The sequence below is a fragment of the Olivibacter sitiensis DSM 17696 genome (genome assembly GCF_000427965.1).
Lineage (GTDB): Bacteria > Bacteroidota > Bacteroidia > Sphingobacteriales > Sphingobacteriaceae > Olivibacter > Olivibacter sitiensis.
In genome coordinates, this window is the sequence record NZ_ATZA01000017.1 from 24,569 (window position 1) to 50,527 (window position 25,959).

22 protein-coding genes are annotated in these 25,959 nt (G+C 45.3%); 12 read left to right on the forward strand and 10 right to left on the reverse strand.

All coding sequences use genetic code 11. The features are described 5' to 3' along the window. Window positions 1-6: 6 nt before the first annotated feature. From A37S_RS0110680 to A37S_RS0110690, 3 genes are all read right to left on the reverse strand, one after another. Window positions 7-3,522 carry a SusC/RagA family TonB-linked outer membrane protein gene (locus A37S_RS0110680; protein ID WP_211229769.1) on the reverse strand — a complete coding sequence of 1,172 codons (3,516 nt, stop codon included), beginning with the start codon at window positions 3,520-3,522 and terminating at the stop codon, window positions 7-9. A gap of 193 nt (window positions 3,523-3,715) precedes the next feature. Beyond that, window positions 3,716-4,723: a FecR family protein gene (locus tag A37S_RS0110685; protein WP_028296974.1), complete on the reverse strand. Its 1,008-nt coding sequence runs from the start codon at window positions 4,721-4,723 to the stop codon at window positions 3,716-3,718. 112 nt (window positions 4,724-4,835) lie between these two features. Beyond that, window positions 4,836-5,420 (reverse strand): RNA polymerase sigma factor, encoded by a 585-nt coding sequence (locus tag A37S_RS0110690; RefSeq protein ID WP_028296975.1) that lies wholly within the window; start codon window positions 5,418-5,420, stop codon window positions 4,836-4,838. A 175-nt stretch (window positions 5,421-5,595) separates the two neighbouring features. On the opposite strand from A37S_RS0110690, the gene A37S_RS24390 reads away from it, so the two are divergent. Then, window positions 5,596-6,897, forward strand: coding sequence for an alkaline phosphatase family protein (locus tag A37S_RS24390; protein ID WP_036602223.1), 1,302 nt, complete (start codon window positions 5,596-5,598; stop codon window positions 6,895-6,897). 79 nt (window positions 6,898-6,976) lie between these two features. Here A37S_RS24390 and A37S_RS0110700 read toward each other — a convergent pair whose 3' ends face one another. Then, window positions 6,977-8,173, reverse strand: a complete 1,197-nt coding sequence (locus A37S_RS0110700) for a metallophosphoesterase family protein (protein WP_245586357.1) — start codon at window positions 8,171-8,173, stop codon at window positions 6,977-6,979. A gap of 172 nt (window positions 8,174-8,345) precedes the next feature. Between A37S_RS0110700 and A37S_RS0110705 the strand changes: the two genes are divergently transcribed. Continuing rightward, the gene (locus A37S_RS0110705; RefSeq protein WP_028296977.1) at window positions 8,346-10,082 is read left to right on the forward strand and encodes a bifunctional lysophospholipid acyltransferase family protein/GNAT family N-acetyltransferase; all 1,737 of its coding nucleotides are present in this window, start codon (window positions 8,346-8,348) and stop codon (window positions 10,080-10,082) included. Window positions 10,083-10,251: 169 nt separating this feature from the next. On the opposite strand, the gene A37S_RS24395 is transcribed toward A37S_RS0110705, so the two are convergent. The 4 genes from A37S_RS24395 to A37S_RS24405 form a co-directional block, all read right to left on the reverse strand. Further along, on the reverse strand, window positions 10,252-11,460 hold the full coding sequence (locus tag A37S_RS24395) for a glycosyltransferase family 4 protein (RefSeq protein ID WP_051293020.1): 1,209 nt from the start codon (window positions 11,458-11,460) through the stop codon (window positions 10,252-10,254). Next, window positions 11,441-12,445: a lysylphosphatidylglycerol synthase domain-containing protein gene (locus A37S_RS0110715; RefSeq protein ID WP_028296978.1), complete on the reverse strand. Its 1,005-nt coding sequence runs from the start codon at window positions 12,443-12,445 to the stop codon at window positions 11,441-11,443. The genes A37S_RS24395 and A37S_RS0110715 overlap by 20 nt, the downstream gene beginning before the upstream one ends. Beyond that, window positions 12,445-13,632, reverse strand: coding sequence for a glycosyltransferase family 4 protein (locus A37S_RS24400; RefSeq protein WP_036602226.1), 1,188 nt, complete (start codon window positions 13,630-13,632; stop codon window positions 12,445-12,447). The genes A37S_RS0110715 and A37S_RS24400 overlap by 1 nt, the downstream gene beginning before the upstream one ends. Before the next feature lie 93 nt (window positions 13,633-13,725). After that, complete coding sequence (locus tag A37S_RS24405; protein ID WP_051293022.1) at window positions 13,726-14,715, reverse strand: endonuclease/exonuclease/phosphatase family protein; 990 nt, start codon at window positions 14,713-14,715, stop codon at window positions 13,726-13,728. A gap of 202 nt (window positions 14,716-14,917) precedes the next feature. Between A37S_RS24405 and A37S_RS0110730 the strand changes: the two genes are divergently transcribed. The 10 genes from A37S_RS0110730 to A37S_RS0110770 all read left to right on the forward strand — a co-directional run bounded on the left by A37S_RS0110730 (window position 14,918) and on the right by A37S_RS0110770 (window position 23,907). Next, complete coding sequence (locus A37S_RS0110730; RefSeq protein ID WP_028296979.1) at window positions 14,918-15,775, forward strand: UDP-2,3-diacylglucosamine diphosphatase; 858 nt, start codon at window positions 14,918-14,920, stop codon at window positions 15,773-15,775. A gap of 134 nt (window positions 15,776-15,909) precedes the next feature. Further along, window positions 15,910-16,437: a YceD family protein gene (locus A37S_RS0110735; protein ID WP_245586358.1), complete on the forward strand. Its 528-nt coding sequence runs from the start codon at window positions 15,910-15,912 to the stop codon at window positions 16,435-16,437. 17 nt (window positions 16,438-16,454) lie between these two features. Beyond that, a complete protein-coding gene (rpmF, locus tag A37S_RS26640; RefSeq protein ID WP_084163859.1) occupies window positions 16,455-16,646 on the forward strand; it encodes a 50S ribosomal protein L32 in 192 nt (63 codons plus the stop codon). Window positions 16,647-16,754: 108 nt separating this feature from the next. Further along, window positions 16,755-17,711 carry a phosphate acyltransferase PlsX gene (gene plsX, locus A37S_RS0110740; RefSeq protein WP_028296981.1) on the forward strand — a complete coding sequence of 319 codons (957 nt, stop codon included), beginning with the start codon at window positions 16,755-16,757 and terminating at the stop codon, window positions 17,709-17,711. Next, window positions 17,704-18,693 carry a beta-ketoacyl-ACP synthase III gene (locus A37S_RS0110745; protein WP_028296982.1) on the forward strand — a complete coding sequence of 330 codons (990 nt, stop codon included), beginning with the start codon at window positions 17,704-17,706 and terminating at the stop codon, window positions 18,691-18,693. The genes plsX and A37S_RS0110745 overlap by 8 nt, the downstream gene beginning before the upstream one ends. Window positions 18,694-18,773: 80 nt before the next feature. Next, the gene (gene accB / locus A37S_RS0110750; RefSeq protein ID WP_028296983.1) at window positions 18,774-19,241 is read left to right on the forward strand and encodes an acetyl-CoA carboxylase biotin carboxyl carrier protein; all 468 of its coding nucleotides are present in this window, start codon (window positions 18,774-18,776) and stop codon (window positions 19,239-19,241) included. A 182-nt stretch (window positions 19,242-19,423) separates the two neighbouring features. Beyond that, window positions 19,424-20,773 carry an acetyl-CoA carboxylase biotin carboxylase subunit gene (accC, locus tag A37S_RS0110755; protein WP_028296984.1) on the forward strand — a complete coding sequence of 450 codons (1,350 nt, stop codon included), beginning with the start codon at window positions 19,424-19,426 and terminating at the stop codon, window positions 20,771-20,773. Window positions 20,774-20,875: 102 nt separating this feature from the next. Continuing rightward, window positions 20,876-21,739 (forward strand): twin-arginine translocase subunit TatC, encoded by an 864-nt coding sequence (tatC, locus tag A37S_RS0110760; RefSeq protein WP_028296985.1) that lies wholly within the window; start codon window positions 20,876-20,878, stop codon window positions 21,737-21,739. A 79-nt stretch (window positions 21,740-21,818) separates the two neighbouring features. Beyond that, window positions 21,819-22,262 (forward strand): ribose 5-phosphate isomerase B, encoded by a 444-nt coding sequence (rpiB, locus tag A37S_RS0110765; protein ID WP_028296986.1) that lies wholly within the window; start codon window positions 21,819-21,821, stop codon window positions 22,260-22,262. 61 nt (window positions 22,263-22,323) lie between these two features. Then, on the forward strand, window positions 22,324-23,907 hold the full coding sequence (locus tag A37S_RS0110770) for a M28 family peptidase (RefSeq protein WP_028296987.1): 1,584 nt from the start codon (window positions 22,324-22,326) through the stop codon (window positions 23,905-23,907). 114 nt (window positions 23,908-24,021) lie between these two features. On the opposite strand, the gene A37S_RS24410 is transcribed toward A37S_RS0110770, so the two are convergent. Beyond that, the gene (locus A37S_RS24410) at window positions 24,022-25,608 is read right to left on the reverse strand and encodes a hypothetical protein (RefSeq protein ID WP_036602228.1); all 1,587 of its coding nucleotides are present in this window, start codon (window positions 25,606-25,608) and stop codon (window positions 24,022-24,024) included. 48 nt (window positions 25,609-25,656) lie between these two features. Next, the gene (locus A37S_RS0110780) at window positions 25,657-25,953 is read right to left on the reverse strand and encodes a hypothetical protein (RefSeq protein WP_157278572.1); all 297 of its coding nucleotides are present in this window, start codon (window positions 25,951-25,953) and stop codon (window positions 25,657-25,659) included. Window positions 25,954-25,959 lie beyond the last annotated feature (6 nt).

Consider the following 25,959-nt stretch of genomic DNA (forward strand, 5'->3'; position numbering starts at 1 on the left):
TTGCATTTAAAAGTTTAACATAAGATTGAAACTGACACTTCGCATGGTAGGATAATTGAAACCTTGCCCCGAACCAGTACCTATATCAGGATCCGAAGAACCGATATTGGCTACATCGATGTCTCGCGTATGCTTGTACAAGGGCGACCAGGTCCAGAGATTTTCGCCCGTAAGCCCCACCCTGATGTTCTGCATACCGAACTTGGAGACAAATCGCTGCGGCAGGTTATAACCAACTTGAAGGTTCCTCAACCGGATATAGGCCACGTTTTGCAAATAACGTGTCTGTACGGTTTCCTTAAAGGAGGTGTTGTACCCCGCGTATCTTGGAAGATAGGCATCCCGATTGTCTTCTGTCCAGTAATTATCCAAATGCCAAGTAGGCAAATTATTATATGGACGGTTATATTGTCCCCAGAAAATAGCTTCATTGCCAGGGTACCAGTCCTGCTTGCCTACACCTTGAAAAAACGCGCTTAGGAAAAATCCACTGTAGCTGGCATTCAAATTGAAGTTATAGATGTAGCGAGGGTCTGAATTGCCAATGATGGTTTTATCGCCATGATCGGACAGGGTATTAGCCCCATAATCTATCACGCCGTTGCCATCCAGATCGGCAAACCGAATATCTCCCGGATATACTTGCCCGGAGTTGGATGATTTGATCAATGTTTGTGACGGTGCACCATCGATTTCTTCCTGAGACTGGAACAGCCCTTGCGTCACATAGCCCCATATCTCGCCCACGCGTTGGCCAGCGTAGTAGTCTGTCAGAACGCCCGTACTGTTATTATATTTGTCTATGGTAGAACGGTAATCGGCCAAGCCTACCTTCACGCCAAAACCAAAGGGCTTGCCGTTCAAATCAAAACGATCATTGTACGAAAGCGAAATTTCAAAGCCTTTGGTAGTCATATCGGCGTAGTTTCCTTTGGGAGAAGCTGCGCCGAAGACATCCGGAAGCGTTTGCCCCACGGTGTACATATCCAACGTCTTACGCGTGTACAAATCACCAGTGAAGGTCAGCTTGTTATTCAAAGCCGAGATATCCAAACCGATGTTGGCCGTACGTGCTGTTTCCCAGGTAAGATTGTCCGGAATAACGGCCGGGGCGCTGGTCAAGGGATTTCGCTGTCCATTTAGAACCCGCCCGGAAGTGGAAATGGAATAGGTATCCAGGAAGGTGTAAGGATCTATATTTCCGTTACCGAGTGATCCGTAAGATGCCCTTATTTTCAAATCGGAAATGGCATTCGGACTGACGTTCCAGAAAGACTCCTGCGAGATACGCCACCCCAAAGAGGCCGAAGGAAAAAATGCCCACTGCTCGTTGGTAGGAAACTTGGAAGAGCCATCGTAACGTCCGTTCAGCTCAAACAAATAACGATCTTTATAGATGTAATTTGCGCGGAAAAACACACCCGCAATTCGGTACTTGTTGTATCCCGCTGTAGCGGTGACAGATTCACCCAATGCCAAGTTGATATTTTCGGTATTTTCCGTAAGCAATCCGTTCTTTGTAATATAGGTGGAGTTATAAGTCCTTTGCTCGTAATTGTACCCTATCAAACCTTTAAAATAATGATCCTCCTTAAAGGTCTTTTCGTAGTCGGCATACAGATTGGCAAAGAGATACCTATATTTTTGAGACACTTCGTAGATGTTGTCGTTCAAGGATGTCTCCAACATAAGGATTTCACCTTCGTTGATGCTATACGGTACGGGGACCCTTATCCTTGTAGAGGAGAAATCGCGATTCCTAAAGGTCAAATCGCCACGCACATGAAAGGCATTGTCGAAAAACCTGGTTTCAAATGAAGAGGTATTCCTCAAGTTGGCATTTTCGGAGTCAACCCCATTCTTGCCATAGATGAAATCGCCTACGGTATAAGCTGCTGAATAAGAGAAAGAGCCATCTGGATTAAATATCGGTGAGGAAGGGTGTCCTTCATCGGCTATATTCCGCCAGATATTTCCTCCTTCGCCAGCTGTCTGCGGATCGTGGTATTTGATGGACGAATAATCCATGTTATTGTTTAGGGTAAGCCAATCCGTGACCTGCAAGCCACCCTTGGCGCGCATATTATAGCTCTTGTATTGATCTGTATTGTAGCGGTAAATACCTCCATAGTCGTAAAGGCGGCCCGAAAGATAAAAATCCGCCTTATCCGTGGTACCACTTACGGAAAGGTTGTGATCCTGTGCCCATGCCTGGTCTTTCAGCAATACCTTATAGTAGTCTTCGTTGCCATAGTACACATATTCCCCATTTTCATTTACCGTAATTTCCTCGGTTATACCCTGTTCTTTGCGCCTTCTGAATTCTTCCAGCCAATCCAGGGTAAACATTTGGGTCTTGTTTAACCTAGCAGGAACGGAAGAATAGTTATTCCAAGCATTATAGGCTTCATAAAAACGTTCAGCATACGTGTAACCATCCGTTACAAAATCGGGTCTTGTACTCTGTTTCTGCAAGGAAGTATTACCAGAGTAGGTAAAAGAGGTTTTCCCCTGTGCCGCTTTCTTGGTGGTAATCAATATCACACCGAAAGTTCCCCTGGAACCATATACGGCAGCCGAAGATGCATCTTTCAGCACGGAGACCGATTCAATATCACTTGGATTGAGCGCTCCCGGATCGCCCTCCACCCCATCTATCAAAACCAGGGCACTGCCTCCCTGACCGATGGAAGTAGTTCCGCGAACATTATAGCTCGGGTTGCGCGTAGGCTTGCCATCGGCAAGGTCGATATTCAGGTTGGGTACTACGCCAGCGAGCATCTGCGTGGCATTAGCAGCCACACGCCCTTCAAACACCTCGGGCCCCACTTGGTCTACCGCTCCAGTCAAGTTGACCTTCTTCTGTGTGCCGTATCCCACGACGACCACCTCACTCAATGTGCCCAAAGCTTCTTTCAGCGCAATATGAACCGTAGTGCTTTGCGCCTCCTCGACCGAAACGTTTGATTTGCGTTGCATCTCGAAAGAAACATAGCTTACTTCTATGGTATATATCCCTTTGGGAAGCGACAAGCTATATGCTCCATCCTGATCCGTACTTGTCGTGCGATTGAGCTCCACCACCTTTACGCTGGCACCTATCAAAGGGGCTCCCTTTTCGTCGGTAACAGTTCCTTCCAGACGCCCCGATTGCTGCGGTGGGTGATAGGTCACAATAATGTTTTTTCCCTCCTGCTCGTAAGTTGTAAATGTGTTTTGAGCTATTTTCTTCAATATGTCGTATAAACTTCCCTCCATTCGGACTGATATCCGTTGGTTTTCGGGTATGGTATTGTCACTGTATACAAAACGGTAATCGCATTTTCCTTCGATATCCTTAAACACCTGTTTCAGTGTCTTATCTTGGATGTTTACCTTGATAGTCGTTGCATGAAGTGACTGTGCTTCCAAGGAATGGGCTTGAATAATGGTGAAGCCGAGCATTATACACCCTAGGATGAGCGAACTGTATTTCATGGTCATAAAAATGTAGTTGTAAAGAAACGGTACATTCTTTTTCATTATTTTTGAACGTTTTTGATGAGTTGAACAATCACTTGTTAAAACCATGATGCCTACTAAGTTGTCCAGACCGCGTGGCATCAAAACTTTTGGGGGCTTTTGGCACTATGCCGAAGGCCCTTTTCGCTGATTATTGACGCTATGTTTTCTTCATTTTGATATGCTTTATTTTTTTACCCCTATTTTGAATAAACTATTCTATATAAATATTCTTTCCTTCTATGCGATATGAAAAATGATGGCCTTTTTTGAGCAAATCCAGCACCCTATTGACGGATAGATTATCAAAAGAGCCAGTAAACCGAAAGCTTTTTGTCTTGCTGTCAGAAAAATGCACCTTCACATCGTACCACCGCTCCAAGATAAGGGCCACTTGACCAAACGACTTGGAGTCAAAGGCCAATACTTCATTGCGCCAAATACCCCAAGCATCCAACTTTCCAATGGTGCGGACAGCTATTTTGCCTGCTGCTTTGTGGTATATCATTTTCTGCCCTGGCTTCAAAGTAGCAAATAGCGACTCATCACTTACCGATTCATCGAGCTTTCCCACCCTTAAAGCTCCCGACTCCAATGCCACTGCCACCTCACTGTCCTCTTCAAATGCCCTGAAATTAAACGAGGTACCCAATACGTGTGCGTATATCCCCTGCCCTTCTACTATAAAAGGCAGGTTCTTATCGGTTGACACCTCAAAATAGGCCTCGCCTGTCAGCTTTACTTTCCGATTCTTGCGACTGAAATCATCGGTATATTCCAGTGTGCTCCCCGCATTGAGGAATATGATAGTACCATCGGCCATGCGGAGTGTTTTCTTCTGTCCATAGGCCGTATGAACCTCATGGCGCGCAGGCACGTTTGCAACTTCCGGTACTTCCTTTGATCCTTGTTGCCAAAAAAAAGGGATGAGGAGACATAGCAGCAGGAAGCAGGCAACAGATAGCCAAGGCCATGTATAGGTATTGCGCTTCGGTTTGGGGTGCACCTTTTCCAGTACCCTTTCGATACGAAGCCTGCTTTGCTCGTCACTGGATTTACCTTTATCATATTCGGTATTTTCCCATTCTTGCAAAAACCGTTTCTCCAGTTCCGTACGGTTATCTGGACTATCCATAAGCAAATGGAGCTCTTTCTTTTCGGCATCGCTCAGATTTCCTTCCAGGTACTTTCCAACGAGTTCGCTCAGTCTTGATGTTTTCATCACCTATATGACCGAGCAGGTCTCGCCCACGGGCTATCCGATCGAATGAACATTAGGTTAATATTGGGTTAAGAAAAGGTTAAGCGCCAAATAGGGTTAATGGAGCTGTGTATTACAAAAATAGCATGATAATGAAGGCGTAGGCATGTTCGGAAAGCATTTTCCTCAGCATGGCGTAAGATTTCTTTAGCTGGTTCTTCACGGTATGGGTCGAAATGTTCAGCGAAGCCCCTATTTCATCATTGGTGAGCCCCTGTTCTTTCTTTAGTAGAAAAACCTCCTTGCAACGTGGGGGCAAGTGTTCCACGTAAACGCCCACCAGTCGCTGCAAGTCCTTCTGCATAATCACCTCATCGCCATCTTCATGCCACTCATGTTCTTGCGCGTAGTGCGCCTCCCGGATTTGACGAGCCAAGGATTCCTGCAAACTGTTCAACGCTCTGTTCTTGCTGGTGGTGTATAACCATGCCGACATAGACTCAACGTCTTGCATCTTTTCCTTTTGCTCCCATATCTTGACGAATATGTCTTGCGTTATCTCCTCCGCCAGCTGTTCATTTTTCACCCACCGAAGAATGAAGTGATATACCTTCGCTTCGTATTTCTCCATCAACTCCTCAAGCGCTCGGACATCGCCAGCGGCTAATTTCGTCAACAATAATTTATCCGAATGACTTCTCCCCGTTACGACATACATAAGGCCTTGCTATTGCTCCGCACAAATCTACGAAGTCAATATTACCTCAATGTTACGAATGAAAAATGGCTGCGTCCATATTCATATCAATCTGGTTACATAAAGTCAGATTTAACATAGGGTTAACAGCGCAAAGCTAACTTTGCAGAGATTAGTAGTATAAACTAAATTCAACATGAAAAAAATTGCGTCCTTACTCTTATTGTGCCTGTGGATATTTAATGTAAACGCGCAGGAACAGAAACATGTCATCCTAGTGACCATTGATGGTTTTCGCCCGGATTTTTACCTGGAAGACAAATGGAATACGCCCCACCTAAAAGAAATACTCAAAGAAGGCGTCCATGCATATGGGGTCAACAGCGTATTTCCTTCGGTAACCTATCCATCACACACCACGATAGTCACCGGCGTGCAGCCTGCCGAGCATGGTATCACCTCCAATGCCGTCTTTGAACCCGATAGTAGTACGGGAAAGATATACTGGAATTTCAACGAGATCACCTCACCCACCATTTGGGGAGCGGCAAAGGAAAAGGGCATGACGGTAGCCTCCATGTTATGGCCAGTGTCGGCTGAAGCGCCAGCAATAGATATCAACATTTCGGATATCGGAAGCATGGGCGAGGCAGTGCGTGACAAATATGCCACACCTCAGGGAATTACCGATAGCATCAAAGGATTGCTTTTTCCAAATGATAAGGTCAAATGGGGAGAAGACGAGTATAATGCCCCCGCCTCTGCCTGGGTAATACGTCAGTACAAACCCCAGCTCATGACCATACACCTCATTTCGGTAGACCATGCAGAACATACCGTGGGGCGTGAAGGTCAGATGGTAGCCGACGCGATACATGAAGCCGACAAGGGTATAGGATTGATTCGCGAGGCAATCAGGGAGGCAGGCATGGCAGACAACACCCTGCTCATCGTCACGGGCGATCACGGTTTCTACGACGTTACCCATCAGGTGAATCCCAATGTATGGCTGGCAAAGGCTGGATTGCTCAACCCAGAGAAACAGGACGACTGGAAAGCACGCTTTTTTCCAGTAGGCGGCTCGGCCTTCCTCTTTCTACGCGACGAGCAGGACAAAAAGACCAAACAACAAGTATTAAACCTCTTGAAATCCCTTCCTAATGAAGAGAAAGGCTATTTCAGGATCATAGACGAAAAGCAAATGAAGAAAATCGGAGCCAATCCCCATGCGGCCTTTGGTCTTTCGGGACTGGAAGGTGCGGCCTTTGGCAATGCCTCCACGGGCGATGCCATTCGCGAAGGCAAGGGGGGCACCCACGGCTATTTCCCCGATACACGCAACATACAGACTGGTTTTCTGGCCGTCGCTCCCAATATAAAGAAAGGTGTGGAGATTAGGGATATGGACTTGAGAGATGTGACCGTGTTTGTAAAAGAATACCTGGACCTCCATCTACCATCAGCCAAAGGCAGGTCGTCCAAGAAATATTTTGAATAGCTTCCATCACCTTCTTTTTGATTAAGAACTTCACCAAAGTCGCACGCCAGGCAGCGGCGCAGTGGTGAAGTTTTCTTACTTAATAGAACTTCAACATGCGTGGTTGGCCCATTCGCAAAGGCATCACAAACCGTTCGAACAGAGTGGCCGATACCGTATCGTCCTCTGCAGCTTCTGGCGCTATGGTATAATAGGCACCAGTCAGGAACAAGCCATTCTTACCTTTTTCTAGTGTCAGGTTCATAAAGCCATAGCGATCGTCACAGTAATTCTCGAGATGCACCGTCTCGAGAACAGGCCAATGGCTCGACACGGCAGGATCGTCCTGCATAGCTACCGAATGCAAGCCATCATAGCCCCCGGCACCAGCTACGATATAGGGCACCACTGTTCCATCCTCATATCTTTTGGAAAATCGTTGGTAATTGTGTACATGGCCGCTAAGCACCAAGTCAGGCTTCACCCCGGTACGCTCAAAGGCCCGCTCCAGCATCACGATCATCTCTGCACTTGATCCGTGATTGGTATCGGCCGAATACGGTGCATGGTGCAGGCACACGATCAGTGCCTTGCTCTCCCGCTCGGCCTGGCACCACAGCAGTTCCTGCTCGAACCACTCCTCCTGTTCTTTAGATATCCAACCATATTTGGTAACATTGGGGTAAAGCCCAATGAAATTCGCCAATGGTGTCTCCAATGTCCAATAGACATTCGGCTGGATCATGCTCTTGCGCCTGCTTCCGCCCGAAAAGGAGATATCACGCCTTTCGGAATCGCAAAAAACATCCATAAAAGCATCCAAACTCTGGTACATAACATCGCTATCGGGGTTGATATCTGCATCGTGATTACCCGCAAGGGCGAAAATAGCGCCCGGATAATGCTCATAGGGCCGAAAAAACTGCCTAGCATATTCGCTCGCTTCTCCATGGTCGTACACGATGTCGCCCAAGTGGTATAGAAATGCGCTCTGGTCAGCCTGAACCTGTTTGGATATCTCGCGCGACACAATAGACTGAAAACGGGACGGCCTAAGACTTCCCGTATCGCCAATAACGTGAAAAACCATCCGCTCGGCCATATCAATCCCAGCACGTGGCAATATACGTTCGATGGGCAGGTGGTATGGCCAGTTACCAACAGGCTGTGGCTCAAATTGCAAACGATGCGAATCGTCTATCTTTTGGTTCAAGAAAATAGGCTTTCTATATTTATTTCCCATAACGAAGCAGGAATGCTTTTGTGCATTCTTGGCATAAAGGTAAGGTACCATCATTAACTTGATGTTAAATTGTCCTTATGTTATAGTTCATGACGATAAGGTGATATTCGGGTCCAAATAGTAGCAACAAATAGCATAACGATTGCCACACAATAACTTAACTTTCTGGTAATAAACAAACTATATTTTTGTATAGGGAGTACTTCATCACCCCTGCACCAAAGCGATGGATCAAGAAATCATCAATCAGAGGAAATTCTCACAAGCCATAGGAACCCGTGGCCGACACATGGCCGGCATCAATAACCTGTTGATGCATATTATGAAACTGCACAAGCTAAACCGGGAATTTAAAAAGGTGCAGCACATGCAGGGCACGGCATTCATGGACGGAGTGCTGCGCTTGTTGAAAGTTGATGTTGATGTTGATGAAACCATGCTACACAACATACCGAAAGAAGGTGCGTTTATCGTCCTTGCCAATCATCCATATGGCGGCATAGACGGTCTTATCTTGCTTAGACTGATCAGCGCGATCAGACCAGATGTAAAGCTTATGGCCAATTTCCTGCTGAAAAACATCAGCCAATTGGACGATTGCCTCATAGCAGTAGATCCTTTTGAAACCAAAGGAAGCAGTAAGAACATCTTGGGTATAAAACAGGTAGTAAACAGCCTCCAATGTGGGCACCCTGTCATCATCTTTCCCGCGGGAGAAGTTTCCGCGTTTCACCTATCCAAGAAACGCATCACTGACGGGCCGTGGCACCCCGTAGTCGGCAAGCTCATTGCCAAAGTAAAAGTACCTATCCTGCCCGTGTACTTTCAAGGAAATAACAGCCTATTGTTCAACTTGATGGGCATGGTCCACCCCATGCTACGGACAGCAAGACTCCCCGCAGAACTGTTCAACAAGTCGGGTCATCGCGTACCTATCCATATCGGCCATCTTCAACCCTATGAAGATATCCCATTCCACGGCAATCCTGAGAAAATGCTAATTTACCTGAGGGCCTATACCTACTCTCTGGCCATGGGACTTGGATACGACAAGAAGAAATTAATCCCAATCCCTTACTTCAGAAAAGAACAGCAAGCCATCGCGCCTCCCGTGCCACAGATGGCGTTGGAAGAAAACATATCCAAAATAAGCGAATTTCAACTACTGAAAAGCGGTAAATACGAGCTATACCTGGCGCCTGCGCAAGTACTTCCACAAATCATGCAAGAAATAGGCCGACTGCGGGAAATAACCTACAGAGATGTGGGCGAGGGCACAAACAAAGCGACCGATACGGACCTATTTGATGTGTACTACCTCCACCTTTTTCTCTGGGACAAGGAGGCACGATGCATCGTAGGGGCGTACCGCATGGGAAAAGGTAAGGAACTGTTCCATATATTGGGCAAACGTGGCTTCTATATCTCACAGCTTTTCAAGTTAGGCAAGGGGTTCATGCCCATACTGCAGCACGGCCTAGAGCTTGGACGGAGCTGGGTACGAAAAGAATACCAACGGCAGGCCCTTCCCCTATACCTGTTATGGAAAGGCATATTACAACATCTTAAACAGCACCCAGAGTACGAATTTTTGATCGGTCCGGTCAGTATCAGTAAGCAATATTCGGAATTTTCGAGATGTCTCATCGTCGACTATATCCGCTTACATCATTTTGATGAAGAATTGGCAAAAAGTGTCAAGGCAAAGAAAAAATTCAAGCCCAAGCTTACCGAAATCGGGGGACATGCCCTATTGGACAAAACGGCCTCTATCCGATTTTTGGATAAGCTGATCGCGCTCAATGAAAGTGGGGGCCTGCGGTTTCCGGTTTTGCTAAAGCGATACCTGGAACTGAATGCAACCATCGTTGGCTTCAACATAGACCCCAAGTTTGAGGACTGCTTGGACGGACTGATGGTGCTCCAGTTGAAGAACCTTCCCTTGCATGCTTTCAACAGATAAAAAGGCAATCAGATCTCCTTGCAATAGACAAAAAAATAGGACTCGCTTCACAGCGGGCCCTATCCCTCAATTTAATCAATCCAAACCTAACATGAAATCTCGTATGATTTCTTGATGCAAAGATGCATCATTCATATTATGCACTAGTTAAAGGACTGTTTTATTTCTGTTAAGATTTTTCGCCGTATGCAGTACGGCAATTGTTTTCCACCAATGCCCGAAATACCTTATGATAGGCCTTAACCATGAGATCCCAACCGCAGTGGTTTAACGTATATCGCTGAAAACTCTTTCTATAAGGGTCATATAATGACGTATCCGCTATGATATGATTGACCTGTTCGACCCAAGCCGCTGCATCGCCCGATGGCAATAGGAAACCATTCCTGCCATGCCGAATAGCATCGGGTATACCATCTATATCGGCTGCGAGCACAACCGTCCCCATGACGGATGCTTCCAAGCAAACCAATCCAAAACCTTCCATATCCCCTTCTATAGCAATATTGGGCATCAGAAACGCATCGGAAACTGCCAGCAACTGTTGTATTCTGTCCTGCGGCAATTTCCCCACATGCCTTACCTGAGCACCCAATGAACTGTCTGCCAATATCTCCCTGATATGCTGACTATCGGACGGAAAGCCCAAGAACAGCACCAGTTTATGCCTCCATTTTTTTGGAATAGCATACAAAACCTTTTCGAGCAAGGTTTTCCGTTTGCTGAACGGTCCGACAATGAGCAGTATGGCATCTTCCCCCAAATGCGGACCTACATGACGGATAAGCCATGAAAAACCTTTGCGAAGCACTGGGCGACCCATCAGCACAAAAATACGTCTGTTGCCTACCCGAATACCGTCCTCTTTCTGAGCTAACCACTGCTCTACCTCCTTTCTGGAGGCGCGCGTATGGAAGGCCATATTCCGGTCAACGCCATTGGCTATCACCGACACTCTTGATCGATCCAGACCAAAAGCGACCGCCTTTTCTGCTGTTGCGGCACTCACGGCAAAAAGATGGTCGTAGCAATTGAAGCGTGGCAGTATATACCTGTGATATAGTTTACTGGGGAAGACCACGTCCAATCCGTGTAAGGTGGCCGTTCGTCTAAGATGCTTATAGCCACGGTGAAAGGAGCAGACGGAAGCCATCAGGCCATCGCCGAAATGGACAAGGCCTATCGCGGGATTCTCCGCAATACATTTCAGTATTCTTTTCCTTAGTTTGAGGAAAAAGACGGGCAGGCTTTCCTTACCCTCATATACAATGGCATGCACCTTGGCATATTTGCGCATACCGTTTATCAGCTCAAAACTATACTTTTCTATGCCGCCGATAGCTGGCGGATACTTGTGACTAACAAATAGAATTTCCATTTTTTATAGACGGGTAAGTATTTTTTGACATATGCAAAACAGCATAGAAAAGGGCAACGATGCCCATCCAACACAATTGCCTAGCTCTTCTGAGGATGGAAACGGCCAGCCAAATAGCGGCAGAATTTATCCCCACGAGATCCAATGCCATTTTATTGCCTAGCTCTTCGATACCCAGCTGTCCAGGAATGAAAGAAGCTGTTGATTTGACAAAAACAATGCCCATATCCATTAAGAGTCCTTGTATTAACAAGATCGGTTGGTCTAGGAAATATAGGAGGAGTACCAGTTCCAACGAACCGACCAGCCAGTGCAGGGAAAAAAAGCATGTGGAACAAAGAAACGATCGTAGGTGTCGCGTCCTGTAATGATATATAGCCTCCCTTACCTTTCGTAACTCCGCCAGCAGTTTTCCCAAAAGACCCTCGGTTTTGACAGGTGGCTTATTGAATGGTGTATTTTTACTATCACAAAAAACTAATGAAATGATAATCAACAAAATAAACAAAGGAATCAGCAATAAGGTTAGCCTAGCAATGAGGGTCAATTGCATAGCCGAGAAAAAGACGAGCCATACCATGGCCAGCAACAAGAGGCTAAGCTGGCTAAAGATCATGATAATGCGCGAAAGGTAGACGGAGTTATGGAGTTCTTGCTGGTCAATACCCCGAGCTTTGAGTAGTTGTACCTTCGACCATTCACCAGCCAGTACACCTGTAGGGTTCAATTGGCCTACCGTCTCGCCAATTTGCCTAACCATAAATAGCCTGAAAAGGTTCAGGGAAGATCTCCCCTTTTCCGTAAAGCAATAATACCAACCTAAAGTACCCAAGAAATAGGCCACAGCAGTACTCACCATGACCCATATAAACCTCGCCCCCACGTTTCTAAGCACCTCCCATGTCTGGCGGAAGTCTGTTGCTCTGATGAAAAAGAACAGGCAACATGCCACTGCAAGAACAAGCAAAACCTTGATGTATTTCACTAAGAGGCCAATTTCTTTAACGCTACAGGATTGGTTTCTTTTTTGGCAAGTTTGTTAAGATCATTGAAATAAGTATCGGCCAACATTGGCCAATCATAATTTTGACAAACTGACAGGGCACTTGCCGCTAGTTGACGAGCCAATTTATGATCGGTGGCAATCTGTTCAATCCGATCTAAAAAACTGCTTACATCGCTTGCATCGCATTTATAACCGTTCTCTCCATCTGTTATAAAATCCTTGCTGCCGCCCCCATCGGCAATGACACAAGGCAAGCCCGAGGCCATCGCTTCAAGCACCACATTTCCAAACGTCTCCGTGATTGACGGAAAAAGAAATACCGTTGCAGAAGCATACAATGGTGCCAGCTGTTCGTGGCTCAACTGCCCCATAAAAAAAGCATGCGGCATACGTAGTCTACATTGCTTCATAGCTGCCCCATCTCCTACTATGATAAAATTGTACGAAAGTTCTCGCTGCTGTGCCAGTTCATAAACGGCAATAAGCGTTTTCAGATTCTTTTCCCATACCAAACGGCTAGCAAAGAGAATACAGGGCCTTTTATTACCGGTTATGCGTTCCGTCAATCGCTTATCTTTCTTCATCGGATTGAAAAGGTTGAGATCAATCCCCCTTTTCCAGAGGCGAATACGGTTATTCTCCATTCCTTTGGACTGCAATTCCAAGGCAATGCTTTCCGAAGGAACGTAGATCAAATCGCAATTATTATAGAAATCATTCTGTTGGTGGATCATCTTTTTGGTAGCAAGACCGATCAAAAACGGCAACTTGCTGAAATAATAGGCCAGATAACTGATAAAATGCGTATGATAAATACTGATGACGGGGATATGCTTACTCTTTGCGTAATGCAATCCGAAATGACCTAACAGAGAGGGCGTAGCAATATGTATAACATCTGGCGTATAGCTATCCAAACGACATTTCAACTGTTTCTGTGCTAGGTAAGGTATGGCCAAGGGATACCTTTTGTTCAGGGGAATATTGAACGAAGGCACCTTAACGCATTCAAATCCCAGCAAGCGTTCTGGCCCATTGGCACAAATAAACAGAAATTCAAAATGGGTGGAATCAATGCGTTCGATCAATTGAAACATGGTGCGGGCAGCACCATCAAAATCGGCTATCAATACTTCGGCAAAAAAAGCGATCTTCACTTTATCCATAGTCTCATCATGTAATAATTCAAAAATGGCAATCAAGTATGATTTTATCGCTAACAGAACATTATTTAACTGTTAATACCTAAGCACTGTATATTAAGGTTTTGTAAGCTGCCAGCGAAAGCGTAGGCTGACCGCACAATGATCGGAAAGGGGATTGCCCCGATCGTCTACGAACAATTTATTTTCTACCCAGTAATCGTCAGGCTCGAGCAGCAAATCCTTGCTGTTGCGAAAAAGCACCTTATCAATGGATTCGCAGCTATCCGTCACCAGCAAATTATCCATTACTTTAAAACTTGAGCTCGGAACGGGATGTACATCGTCCTGCCTGAGCGTTGTCCATCCATCTTTCAGCCCATTTTCCATAATGAATTGATGCATATTGTCCCATTGTGCACCGTAATAGGCATTGAAATCGCCCATCACGATGACTGCTTTTCCTTTGGAATGTTCCTTGATATAATTGGACAGCTGCTCCATATTGTTTCTCCTAGCAGCAGCGGCCTTCAAGTGGTTCTCGGCATTGGCATGCACATTATAACAGTCTATCCATACGTCTTGGGCAAGTTGAATGCGGCTATAACTGAATCCTTTCGGGGTGAGACAATCTGGACCCGTACAGTCTTTCCATGCAACCCTTCGAACATCGTGAATGGGGAATTTAGATAGGGTATTCAGTCCATCTCCGAACAAAACGCTTCCTTTGGTCGTGGTTCGATAGGGATGGCCGTTGCCTCCATGGTACAGCTCGTCGTTGTAATTGAAATCCTCCTGTACATTCGCTATATCGTATCCGTTCAACAGGTTGCCTATACGGGCAATGCTGCTTGCACGGCTTGTCTTTGCACTGGATATAGGTTCCGGTAGTCCTGCGATATTGTAGGTAATGACCGAAAATTCTCCCGCGCTTGCAAGGGGCAAAGGCGCTGGCTCCTCTGGCAAAGTGACCACTTTGCTCCTCCTCAACAAAGGGCGATGTTCCCAGGGACGGAAAGACAATAAGCCAAAAAGTAGAATCAATATCGGAAAGACGAAAAACCGCTTTCTTCTATTGGGCAATTTAGGGAGCATGGTATACGTCATGATCGTGTCATCTTGGTTTCACAGCCCAAAATTATTTTACGTAAATAAGCAGAACGCTTACTTCATATTAAATTTTCTTTAAACATTTCCCGTTCAAAAAAAACAAACAAAACATTATAAAACAGACAATTAATACTTTGTTAATACACACTTCATAATGGACACTTACCTTCGGGCAATAATGATTTAAATTTGATTTCGAATGAAAAGGGAAGTCGATTTGGTAGTAATTTCGGATATTCACCTGGGAACTTATGGTTGCCGCGCCAACGAATTGCTACAATATCTCAAGAGCATTCGCCCCAAGCGAATCATCCTTAATGGAGATATCATAGACATCTGGCAGTTCAGCAAATCCTACTGGCCGGAGTCGCATACCAAGGTCTTGCGTAGGATTATGAAATTTGTCACCGAAGGTGTCTCCGTCCATTACCTGACCGGCAATCACGATGAAACGCTACGAAAGTTTAGTGATCTCCAACTAGGCAACTTCCAATTGTCCGACAAGCTGGTGCTGACTTTGGGAAATGCCAAGGCTTGGTTCTTTCATGGCGACATATTCGACGTGACCATGCAGCATAGCAAGTGGTTGACCAAATTGGGTGCCATAGGGTACGATTCCTTGATCCTGCTCAACAGTTTTGTAAACCGCTGTCTTACTTTTATGGGCAGGGAAAAAATGAGTTTTTCCAAAAAAGTGAAGTCCAAATTCAAAAACGCCGTCAAATTCATCAATGACTTTGAATATACGGCTGCCGAATTGGCTGTCGAGAAGGGGTATGATTATGTAGTATGCGGGCACATTCACCAACCCGAAAAGCGGAACATCAGCACAGGAAAAGGAGAAGTATTATACCTCAACTCCGGCGATTGGGTGGAGAACATGACCGCACTGGAATACAACAAAGGGCAATGGGATGTCTATACCTATTCTGCCTCACATTACGATGACCTGACATCAAAAGAAATCGACTTGCTTGATGCGGAAGATTTGAGCCTCAGACTGGACGTCAAAATCCTACTGGCGCAAATGAAAGCTGAGGTAATAGTAGGTCAATAATTGCGTTAAAACCCCATTTATTAGCGCGTTAACGAGGTATAAAAAATATCTCGTAAAAACTATTGTCCAAAATCTTTCCATTGTTGTAATTATTTCCATAAATTTGCAGGCTTAATTGCCGTGCCTTGAAAACTATGCAACAATATCGCATCCCATTTGTGGGGCTGAAGACGGGAAAACATGAGTTTGAGTTCGACATCGACAAGGACTTTTTCGATGCGTTTGAATACTCTATTGTGAAGGACGGGAGTCTAAAAGCACATGTTTTGCTAGATAAGCAAGAGAGCATATTGCAGCTATCATTCCATATATATGGCAGCATTGCACTCACTTGCGACGTTTGCTTGGCAGATTTCATGGGCAAGATAGAGATTAGGGAGCAGCTAATTGTCCGTTTTGGCGATGAGGAGATGGGTGAAAGCACGGAGGAAATCATGGTATTGCCACGAAATGAACACGAGCTGAAACTGGCAGATACGATTTACGAATACATCAATCTTTCGGTACCCCATTATGCAAAATGCGACATACAAGGCGAAGGCATCAGCTGCGACAGCAACATGATTGAAAAGCTAAGGAGCCTTTCGAGCGAAAAAGAAGAATCGGAACAAACAAAAACAGATCCCCGTTGGGATATATTAAAGAACATAAAAAACAATTAAATTAATTAAATAAAGAGATGGCACATCCAAAACGTAAAACCTCTAAATCTAGAAGGGATAAAAGAAGAACACATTACAAGGCTGAGTTGCCTACTTTGACTACTTGCGCAACTACTGGCGCCATCCATTTGCCACATAGAGCCTACAATGTTGACGGCAATCTATATTACAATGGCAAATTGCTTATTGAAAACACTACGATTGCTTAACACCTTGAGTGTTTATTAAAAACATCCCAATGTTCGCATTTATTCAATTAAATGCGGTACTTTGGGATGTTTTTTAGTTAACGGTAGAAACAAAAGGCTTTAACAAGAATGAAGATAGGCTTAGATATTATGGGTGGCGACTATGCTCCTAAGGCAGCTGTTTTAGGAGCCATCGAAGCTCATAGTGAATTGGATTCGGAAGACAAACTGGTATTAATAGGCGACGAAACGGAAGCAAAAACGCTACTTGCCGAAGCCAATTTTGACAATTCCCTATTCGAATACGTGCACACAACGGAAGTAATAAGCATGGGAGAACATCCCACTAAAGCTATTACTCAAAAACCAAATTCTAGTATCAGCGTCGGATTTCAGCTCCTAAAAGAAGGGCAAATCGACGCATTCTCGTCTGCTGGCAATACTGGAGCCATGCTGGTGGGAGCCATGTTCAGCGTGAAGCCAATACAAGGAGTGAGTAGACCTGCTATTGCTACCTACGTGCCTCACCTGAAGGCAGGTTATGGTATCATGCTCGATGTGGGCGCCAACGCTGATTGCAAACCAGACCATTTATTGCAGTTCGGTATCTTGGGAAGTCTGTATCTAGAGCATATTTTTGGCACCGAGTCTCCAAATGTTTGCTTACTCAACATAGGTGAAGAGAAAGAAAAAGGCAATATGCTCACCATTGCTGCTCACCAACTATTAAGAGATAACAAACTTATCCATTTCAAGGGGAACATAGAGGGCAGGGATATCTTCAATGACGACGTGGATGTAGTGGTATGCGATGGATTCACGGGCAATGTGGTACTGAAACTGGCCGAATCGTTCTATACGATAACGCATAAAAAGAAAATGACGGACGATTTCTTCGAGCGGTTTAACTATGAGAACTACGGTGGCAGCCCCATATTGGGCATCAACGCACCTGTTGTCATAGGCCACGGCATATCCAACCCGAAAGCAATCAAGAACATGGTATTGCTATCGCGTACCATGAAAGAATCCAAATTCATAGATAAAGTTAAGGCTGCTTTTAATCAAGAAAAAACAAATGTCTAAAATTCACGCTGCCATTACGGCTGTTAATGGATATGTCCCTGAATACGTGCTCACCAACAAAGAGCTGGAGCAAATGGTGGACACAAATGACGAATGGATCGTTTCTCGTACCGGAATCAAAGAGAGGCATATCCTAAAGGGCGAAGGGCTAGCTACCTCGGACATGGCCGTTCCAGCGGTAAAAGGCTTGTTGGAAAAAAGAGGAATAGGCGCCGAGGAAATTGAACTTGTCATTTTTTGTACTACCACGCCCGACATGCCTTTTCCTGCTACGGCAAATATACTGAGCGACAAAATTGGAGCGGTAAACGCTTGGGGCTTCGATCTACAGGCTGCCTGCTCTGGATTCCTTTACGGACTGACCACTGGTGCCCAGTTTATTGAAAGCGGCAGGCACAAAAAAGTATTGGTGGTAGGAGGAGACAAGATGTCTTCCATCATCGACTACCAAGACCGCGCCACTTGCATCATTTTTGGCGATGGCTGCGGCGCAGTATTGCTCGAGCCCAACACCGAGGGTTTTGGAATAATAGACAGCGTATTACATAGCGATGGTTCCGGTCGCGAACACTTGCACATGAAAGCTGGAGGCTCCTTAATGCCGGCCAGCCACCAAACTGTCGACAATCGCTTGCATTACGCCTATCAGGAGGGCAAAACGGTATTCAAGTTTGCCGTATCCAATATGGCAGATGTTGCTGCCGAAATTATGCAGCGCAATGAGCTTACGGCCGATGATATAGCCTGGCTGGTACCGCATCAAGCAAATAAACGCATCATAGATGCTACGGCACATCGCATGGGATTGGCAGACGAGAAGGTGATGGTCAATATACAAAGATACGGCAACACCACTAGTGGCACCATTCCGCTATGCCTTTGGGAGTGGGAAAGTCAACTAAAAAAGGGGGACAAGCTGATCCTAGCTGCTTTTGGAGGCGGTTTCACTTGGGGAGCCACCTACCTTAAATGGGCATACTGATAAATAAATTTATAAACAATAATTGCTAATTAAGGCCTAAGATTATACTTTTGGAAGCAAAACAACAAAAAACGAGCAAAATGAGCATGGATATTAAACAGATCCAAGACCTGATAAAATTCGTTGCGAAATCAGGTGTCAATGAAGTTTCTATCGAAGAGAAAGATTTCAAAATCACTATAAAAACCAACCAAGAACCAACCTATGTTACGGCTACTCTTCCGGCACCAGTACAAGCAGCTGCGGCGGCGCCTATACAGGCTGCTGAAGTGGCAACACCGGCCAAGGAAGCGAGTGATAATTCAAAATATATCACCATAAAATCGCCAATGATAGGTACGTTCTACCGTTCGGCAAGTCCGGAAAAACCATCTTACGTAAATGTAGGTGACGAGATACAGGCTGGCCAAATAGTGTGCATTTTGGAAGCGATGAAACTATTTAACGAAATAGAATCGGAAGTATCCGGTAAAATCGTAAAGATATTGGTTGAAAATGCCCAACCGGTGGAATATGATCAACCGTTGTTTTTGATTGATCCAAGTTAGTAACAGCTTTTTGCAAAATTAGCTACGTATAGCCTGGACCAAAATCCGGGCTATTTTTTGAGATACAATTATTTTCACCTAACATATTTCAATTTAATTGAGATATGGTGGCAAGACAACGATTTCTGAGCTTATATATATTGGCTCAGCAACATAATAAAGTCGCGAATCAAACAAGCATTATGTTTAAAAAAATCCTTATTGCAAATCGAGGGGAGATAGCGCTCCGCATTATCCGTACCTGTAAGGAAATGGGTATAAAAAGTGTAGCCGTATACTCGACCGCAGACCGTGAAAGCCTGCATGTACGTTTTGCCGATGAAGCTGTATGCATCGGTCCTCCTCCCAGTAAAGACTCATACCTGAATATACCGAACATTATATCCGCAGCGGAGCTCACCAATGCCGATGCCATACATCCAGGGTACGGTTTTCTGTCGGAAAACGAGAAGTTTTCTGCTATCTGTCGCGACTATGGCATCAAGTTTATCGGTGCCACCCCTGAACAGATCCGCGACATGGGAGACAAGTCTTCGGCAAAGGCTACAATGAAAAAGGCGGGTGTACCCACCATTCCAGGCTCAGAGGGACTGTTGTCCAGCGTCAAACAAGGCATTGCCTTGGCAAATGAAATAGGCTATCCCGTTATACTGAAAGCTACTGCAGGTGGCGGTGGCCGCGGCATGCGCGTGGTATGGAATGACGGGGAGTTTGAACCTGCCTGGGACTCGGCTCGTCAAGAAGCTGGGGCCGCTTTTGGCAATGATGGCATCTATCTGGAGAAGTTCGTGGAAGACCCACGCCATATCGAGATTCAAGTAATAGGCGATCAATACGGCACCGTATGCCACCTGTCAGAGCGCGATTGCTCAATTCAAAGACGGCATCAAAAACTGCTGGAAGAGTGCCCTTCTCCTTTCATGACGCCCGAACTGCGGCAGAAAATGGGAGCTGCAGCTATTGAAGGAGCGAAAGCGGTAAATTATGAAGGTGCTGGAACCATTGAGTTTCTAGTGGACAAGTATCGCAATTTTTATTTCATGGAAATGAACACCCGTATACAGGTGGAGCACCCTGTAACGGAAGAGGTCATCAACTTTGATCTCATTAAAGAGCAAATCAAGGTGGCTTCGGGTGTTCCTCTTTCGGGGAAAAATTACGAGCCCATCCGCCACGCAATTGAATGCCGCATAAATGCAGAAGATCCCTTCAACAATTTCCGCCCATCACCAGGTAGGATCACTACTTTCCATTCTCCGGGAGGACATGGCGTAAGGGTAGATACTCACGTATATGCCGGCTATCAAATTCCGCCAAATTACGACTCCATGATAGCCAAGCTGATTTGCTATGCACAGACTCGCGAAGAGGCGATCAACACAATGGAACGTGCACTGAGTGAATTTGTCATCGAAGGAATAAAAACAACCATCCCACTACATATCCAGTTGATGCGGGATCCAAACTTCAGAGCAGGTAACTTTACCACGAAATTTATGGAAACCTTTGAGATCAAGGAGACCGTACTTTAAACAAAGATGATGGCATATTACGCCAAAAATACCATTCCTTTCAACAAGAATGGTATTTTTGTTTTAGCATGATGAGAAACACACATTTGGACCATAAGCGCTATGAGTGATACGAACAGCAAGAAGTTAATAGACGCAATCAAGGATAAAGGGAAAAGCATTGAGGCAGAAATGTCTTTCTTTGATCATTTGGAGGTGCTGAGGTGGCATTTGATCCGCTCGGCAATTGCTATCATCGTCTTTATGGGACTAGCCTTTGCCTATTATGATTTCATCTTCGATAAAATTATAATGGGGCCCAAGAAGGTTGATTTTTGGACCTATAGAATGATGTGCCTCTTAAGCGAAAAATTCCATTTAGGTGAGGACTTTTGTGTCAAAAAGATCAACATGAATATCATCAATACCGATATGGCGGGACAGTTTACCCTTCAGATAAATTCCTCGCTTCTAATCGGTATTATATTGGGTTTTCCTTACCTTCTGTTTGAGATATGGAAATTTATCAAACCAGCGCTAACCGACAATGAGAGAAAGTCTGCCAATGGTTTTGTATTCTATGCTTCCTTTCTGTTTGTCCTAGGCGTGCTTTTCGGTTATTATATCGTCACGGCCCTTTCAGTTAACTTCTTGGCAAACTATACTGTAAGTGAAGACATATCCAACCAGATCACCATAGACAGCTACCTAGCGTCCGTAGCTACGCTCACCATGGGAACGGGGATTGTTTTCGAGCTGCCTATTGTTATTTATATCCTTTCCAGAATGGGTATCATGACCCCTACTTTTATGCGCAGTACGCGTAGGTATGCCATCGTCATCATTTTGATCATTGCCGCTGTCATTACGCCCTCGGCTGACGTTATTACCATGCTTACGGTTAGTTTTCCTTTGTTCATTTTGTATGAACTAAGTATTGTCATTGCCGCAAGAGTAGAAAAGAATAGGGAAAAGGAAATGAAGTAAAAGACTAGAGACTAAAGCGTGTTGACAAACAAGCTAATTGCCAATGGCCGATAGTCCACAGCAATAAAAAACAAAGCATATGAAAGAGATAAAGAAAATAGCCATAGGTGGCGATCATGCAGGATTTCAGTACAAGAAAGAACTCATATCTTTCTTGAAAGATGCTGGATATGAAGTACACAATTTTGGAACGGACAGTGCCGATTCGGTAGATTATCCCGATTTTGCACATCCAACGGCAACTGCTGTTGAAGATGGGAAATGCGATTTGGGTGTTCTAATCTGTGGCAGTGCGAACGGTGTGGCCATCACTGCCAATAAGCACCAGGGGATACGTGCTGCCATCTGTTGGGAAAAAGAGATAGCCAGCCTGGCCAGGCAGCACAATGACGCCAATATCATCTGCATACCAGCGCGTTTCGTAAGTCTAGATTTGGCGAAGGAAATGGTGAAAACTTTTCTCGAAACGCCATTCGAAGGGGGCAGACATAGTAATAGAGTCAATAAGATAGCCTGCAAATAATTAATTAATTTAATGTTAGGTTCGCAACGCCTTGCAACTGTAGCATTGTAAATCATTAAATATGAACAAAAATTTCTCTTTACTTTTTCTAGCGCTAAGCTGCAGCCTAGCTCCTAGCCTAGCCCAAGAAAGCATAGCCACGCGATATGCCAATGAAATAACCGCAGCAGATGCCAGCAAACACCTGCACATCATTGCTTCTGACGAGATGGAAGGTAGAGAAACTGGCAAACCCGGTAACGACAAAGCAGCGGCGTACATTGCCGAACAGTTTAAAAAGATGGGTTTAAAGGCTCCCGTTAATGGTTCCTATTTTCAGCCTGTGGAATTGGCTGAGTCTCGCTTTGATGTGAAGTATTTCAAGGCGAATGGCCAAGAGCTTATCAGCGGAAACGATTTTTTCATGCCCAATAGTGGCGCCCAAAACACCATTTCCACCAACGAGATTTGGTTCATAGGCTACGGTATAGATGATGAAAAATATTCCGACCTTGCTGGTCTGGATCTACAGGGAAAGGTAGTTCTACTTATCAATAGCGGCGAGCCTACAAAAGCCGACGGCACAAGCTATATCACTGGAAGCAAAACCCTATCTGACTGGGCTACAAGCCGTAATAAAAGGATACAAACTGTCATGAGCAAAAGCCCCGCGCTAGTACTCGCTACCTCTCCCGAGGTAGCAAACATGCTAGAACGTGTACGCATGATGGGTAGCGGCGGCAGGATGCAAATCAAAGAAGACGTAAAAGAACCAACGGGACCGAACGCTAATCGGCCTACTGTAGCTTATGTGACCACCGAAGCGGCCAATAAGATACTCCAAAATTCTGGACATACCTATGAAAGTCTGAAGAAGGCGATTGATGACTCGGGTAAAGCTCAAAGCCAAGCCTTAAAGAGCAGTGTAGAAACCAGCTTTGCCGTAGAGACCATCGACGTAAAAAGCCAGAACGTATTGGCCTACCTAGAAGGTACCGACCTAAAAGATGAGCTGTTAGTCATCAGCGGACATTACGACCATATCGGTGTAAATCCAGATGGACAAATAAACAATGGAGCAGATGACGATGGTTCCGGAACAACAGGAGTCATCGAAATGGCACAAGCTTTTGCAAAAGCAAAAGCGGATGGCAAGGGACCGCGTAGAAGTATTCTGTTTCTGACTGTCACTGGCGAGGAAAAAGGACTACTAGGTTCGGATTACTATACGAGACACCCTGTATTCCCATTGGCCAATACCGTGACCAATCTTAATATCGACATGATAGGCCGCATAGATCCGCCACATGAGGCAGATACCAATTACGTGTACCTGGTAGGTTCAGACAAATTGAGCTCACAGTTGCATGCTATAAGTGAAGAAGCAAATAACCGCTATACCAAGTTCAAACTGGATTATAAGTACAATGATCCCGAAGATCCCGAGCGCATTTACTACCGTTCAGATCATTATAATTTTGCCAAGAACGGTATTCCAGTTATCTTCTATTTCAATGGTGTACATGCGGACTACCACAATGTGGGCGATACCGTGGATAAGATAGATTTCAATCTGCTTGCCAGAAGAACTCAACTCGTGTTTTATACAGCTTGGGACGTGGCCAATAGAGATCAAAGACCCCTTGTTGACTCCAATAAGAAGTAAGAAAAAGTAACGGAGGAATCCGCTAGCCGCCGTAATATGCTCTCATATACGGCGGCTTTTTTTTCTTTCCGTTTTTCATCCCTATACCCTTCCTTTCCCATACTAACGCAAAGATTACCCTTCGTTGCCTACCACGTAAATGAGCCATTCGTCAAACCGGTACCATTCTTCCAAGACTGTCACTACATCTCTATAGGTGTGTACGGAAGTATCTGCAGGGAAGAAGGCAAAATTGAAATCGTCCTTTTTGGACAGGTCAAAACCCAGCCAGTGTCCCCATCGCTCGTGGCATCCTACTGGCAGGAACTCTCCACGTGATGTCCTGCTTTCCTGTTCGGCATTCCTATCAACTTGCTCTTGTGCTGCCAGCCATTCGGCCTTGTTGAAGAAGCGAATTGCTTCACTTCCGTTCTCTGCTGCAAATAAGCGGCACGGCCCTACCACTTCGATAAATTGCAGAAAAGCCGCTGGTACGGCACGAACAAAATGCTGCTTGATCAAGTAGGCTGGACTATCTCCCTTGCTGTCTTTTTCAAACAAATATGCTCCCTCATTCATCTGGATAGGCTTCTCACCTCTGCTTTCCTCACACCAATGCAACAACTGCTGCAAGGCATGCTCAAAGGCCTTCCCTGTCTTCATGCTAAGGTCGGTATGCGTGGAGCTAATATTCAACACTTGTTCTCTCCCAATTTCTATTTGATGAGTCTCTAAGGGCCTATAGCAGATGCTGACCGCCTTTGTCCCTTTCAAACGATCATATTGGTTTCTGTCGAGCTCGATTTCCTGTAGCGAGCCGTACTCGTCCATTACCTGCATGGTGGCCCCTAGGCCATTGGGGTGTAAGCGAAATGTCTTCACGGCAGCCTCAAATGTCACCTTACTATCCTGCATAGGCAAGGAGTTTACCGATCCGCCCTTCAGCAGCAACTGTTCGAGGTAATATAGAAGCAGCATCAGCAGCGAAACTACAATAAGGTACCGTGTCCATAGATCGAAATACAGGGATATCCCTCCCCACAACAAGGCAGGAAGCAAGACATAGCGGTTATAGGCCTTATTCAAAAGACCTGTATTGTCCATTTCATTTTGGTGAAAATGTTCCAATCGCATACGCTCATCGCCAGTTAAAGGGGAGCGAACACCACGTATGGGTTGCAGGCTGATATACTGCTTATTGCTGTCCAAATAGGTGAGCTCAATGGGCTGCCCCCTGGAAAGGCCCCTCTTCACCGCCGCGGTGACCAGGAACTGCTTTTCATGCGCGCATTCCGTATCTACATCCATCGACAGGGAATACATATTTGTCGTTGGCCCTACTCGCATGTTAGGTCCGCTGTTCTCTATGCGGGCAAGTCTTTTCACCTTGCCCCTCAACGTAATGAGATGTGCTCCTTTCACCGTCTGGCGAAGCTTACTTTGTTCATAATAGCCAATAGCAGCAAAAAAAGCGACAAAGCAAAGGGAGAAAATGCCCAAAAAACACCATAGCTCCAAGCTCACCCGATCTGTCGCAGCAAGTTCAACACTGACGTATACGATGACAAAGACAAATGCAAAGAACACGGCAAAGTGCAGCAGACAGCCCATATCATTTCGTTGCTCACGCAACATACGTTTCGCCGCGTCGGGCGTCAACGGTTCTTTACGAAAATTATCCATTTCGTCGCCAGACATAGGGTCATCGGAATATTTATGCATACATCGTCAACTTCTTATACAGCTAGTGGGATGAATATTCTTCATTCATCAGCAAATAACGCACATATCCTTGAGTGCATAAATGGCCAAGAGGTAAAACAGCAGCATTAGCCCCGATAGGATGAGCGACAAGATGCCTCTCGTGCTGGGCCGTTCCCATATACTGGCCAAGGAGAGTACCAAAGCAACCAAGGCGGAAATGAAACTGACCACAATGAGCCAATCGATATTGACATAAGTACTAGCACTATATAACACCACAACTATCGCCAAGACGGATACTGCTATGCCTACCATGGCCCATTTGGCAAGGGATAGCGCCTTTATTGTTCTTTTATCTTCCATGCTAAA

What these genes read in the sequence shown, in the direction of transcription:
- A37S_RS0110730 (WP_028296979.1), top strand. Translation starts at nt 14,918, where the DNA reads ATGAAAAGGGAAGTCGATTTGGTAGTAATTTCGGATATTCACCTGGGA.
- accB (WP_028296983.1), top strand. Translation starts at nt 18,774, where the DNA reads ATGAGCATGGATATTAAACAGATCCAAGACCTGATAAAATTCGTTGCG.
- A37S_RS24410 (WP_036602228.1), bottom strand. Translation starts at nt 25,608, where the DNA reads ATGCATAAATATTCCGATGACCCTATGTCTGGCGACGAAATGGATAAT.
- A37S_RS0110735 (WP_245586358.1), top strand. Translation starts at nt 15,910, where the DNA reads ATGCAACAATATCGCATCCCATTTGTGGGGCTGAAGACGGGAAAACAT.
- A37S_RS24390 (WP_036602223.1), top strand. Translation starts at nt 5,596, where the DNA reads ATGAAAAAAATTGCGTCCTTACTCTTATTGTGCCTGTGGATATTTAAT.
- A37S_RS24395 (WP_051293020.1), bottom strand. Translation starts at nt 11,460, where the DNA reads ATGGAAATTCTATTTGTTAGTCACAAGTATCCGCCAGCTATCGGCGGC.
- A37S_RS0110680 (WP_211229769.1), bottom strand. Translation starts at nt 3,522, where the DNA reads ATGAAAAAGAATGTACCGTTTCTTTACAACTACATTTTTATGACCATG.
- A37S_RS0110700 (WP_245586357.1), bottom strand. Translation starts at nt 8,173, where the DNA reads ATGATGGTACCTTACCTTTATGCCAAGAATGCACAAAAGCATTCCTGC.
- plsX (WP_028296981.1), top strand. Translation starts at nt 16,755, where the DNA reads ATGAAGATAGGCTTAGATATTATGGGTGGCGACTATGCTCCTAAGGCA.
- A37S_RS24405 (WP_051293022.1), bottom strand. Translation starts at nt 14,715, where the DNA reads ATGACGTATACCATGCTCCCTAAATTGCCCAATAGAAGAAAGCGGTTT.
- A37S_RS0110770 (WP_028296987.1), top strand. Translation starts at nt 22,324, where the DNA reads ATGAACAAAAATTTCTCTTTACTTTTTCTAGCGCTAAGCTGCAGCCTA.
- A37S_RS0110685 (WP_028296974.1), bottom strand. Translation starts at nt 4,723, where the DNA reads ATGAAAACATCAAGACTGAGCGAACTCGTTGGAAAGTACCTGGAAGGA.
- A37S_RS0110780 (WP_157278572.1), bottom strand. Translation starts at nt 25,953, where the DNA reads ATGGAAGATAAAAGAACAATAAAGGCGCTATCCCTTGCCAAATGGGCC.
- A37S_RS0110705 (WP_028296977.1), top strand. Translation starts at nt 8,346, where the DNA reads ATGGATCAAGAAATCATCAATCAGAGGAAATTCTCACAAGCCATAGGA.
- A37S_RS0110690 (WP_028296975.1), bottom strand. Translation starts at nt 5,420, where the DNA reads ATGTATGTCGTAACGGGGAGAAGTCATTCGGATAAATTATTGTTGACG.
- rpiB (WP_028296986.1), top strand. Translation starts at nt 21,819, where the DNA reads ATGAAAGAGATAAAGAAAATAGCCATAGGTGGCGATCATGCAGGATTT.
- A37S_RS24400 (WP_036602226.1), bottom strand. Translation starts at nt 13,632, where the DNA reads ATGGATAAAGTGAAGATCGCTTTTTTTGCCGAAGTATTGATAGCCGAT.
- tatC (WP_028296985.1), top strand. Translation starts at nt 20,876, where the DNA reads ATGAGTGATACGAACAGCAAGAAGTTAATAGACGCAATCAAGGATAAA.
- rpmF (WP_084163859.1), top strand. Translation starts at nt 16,455, where the DNA reads ATGGCACATCCAAAACGTAAAACCTCTAAATCTAGAAGGGATAAAAGA.
- A37S_RS0110745 (WP_028296982.1), top strand. Translation starts at nt 17,704, where the DNA reads ATGTCTAAAATTCACGCTGCCATTACGGCTGTTAATGGATATGTCCCT.
- accC (WP_028296984.1), top strand. Translation starts at nt 19,424, where the DNA reads ATGTTTAAAAAAATCCTTATTGCAAATCGAGGGGAGATAGCGCTCCGC.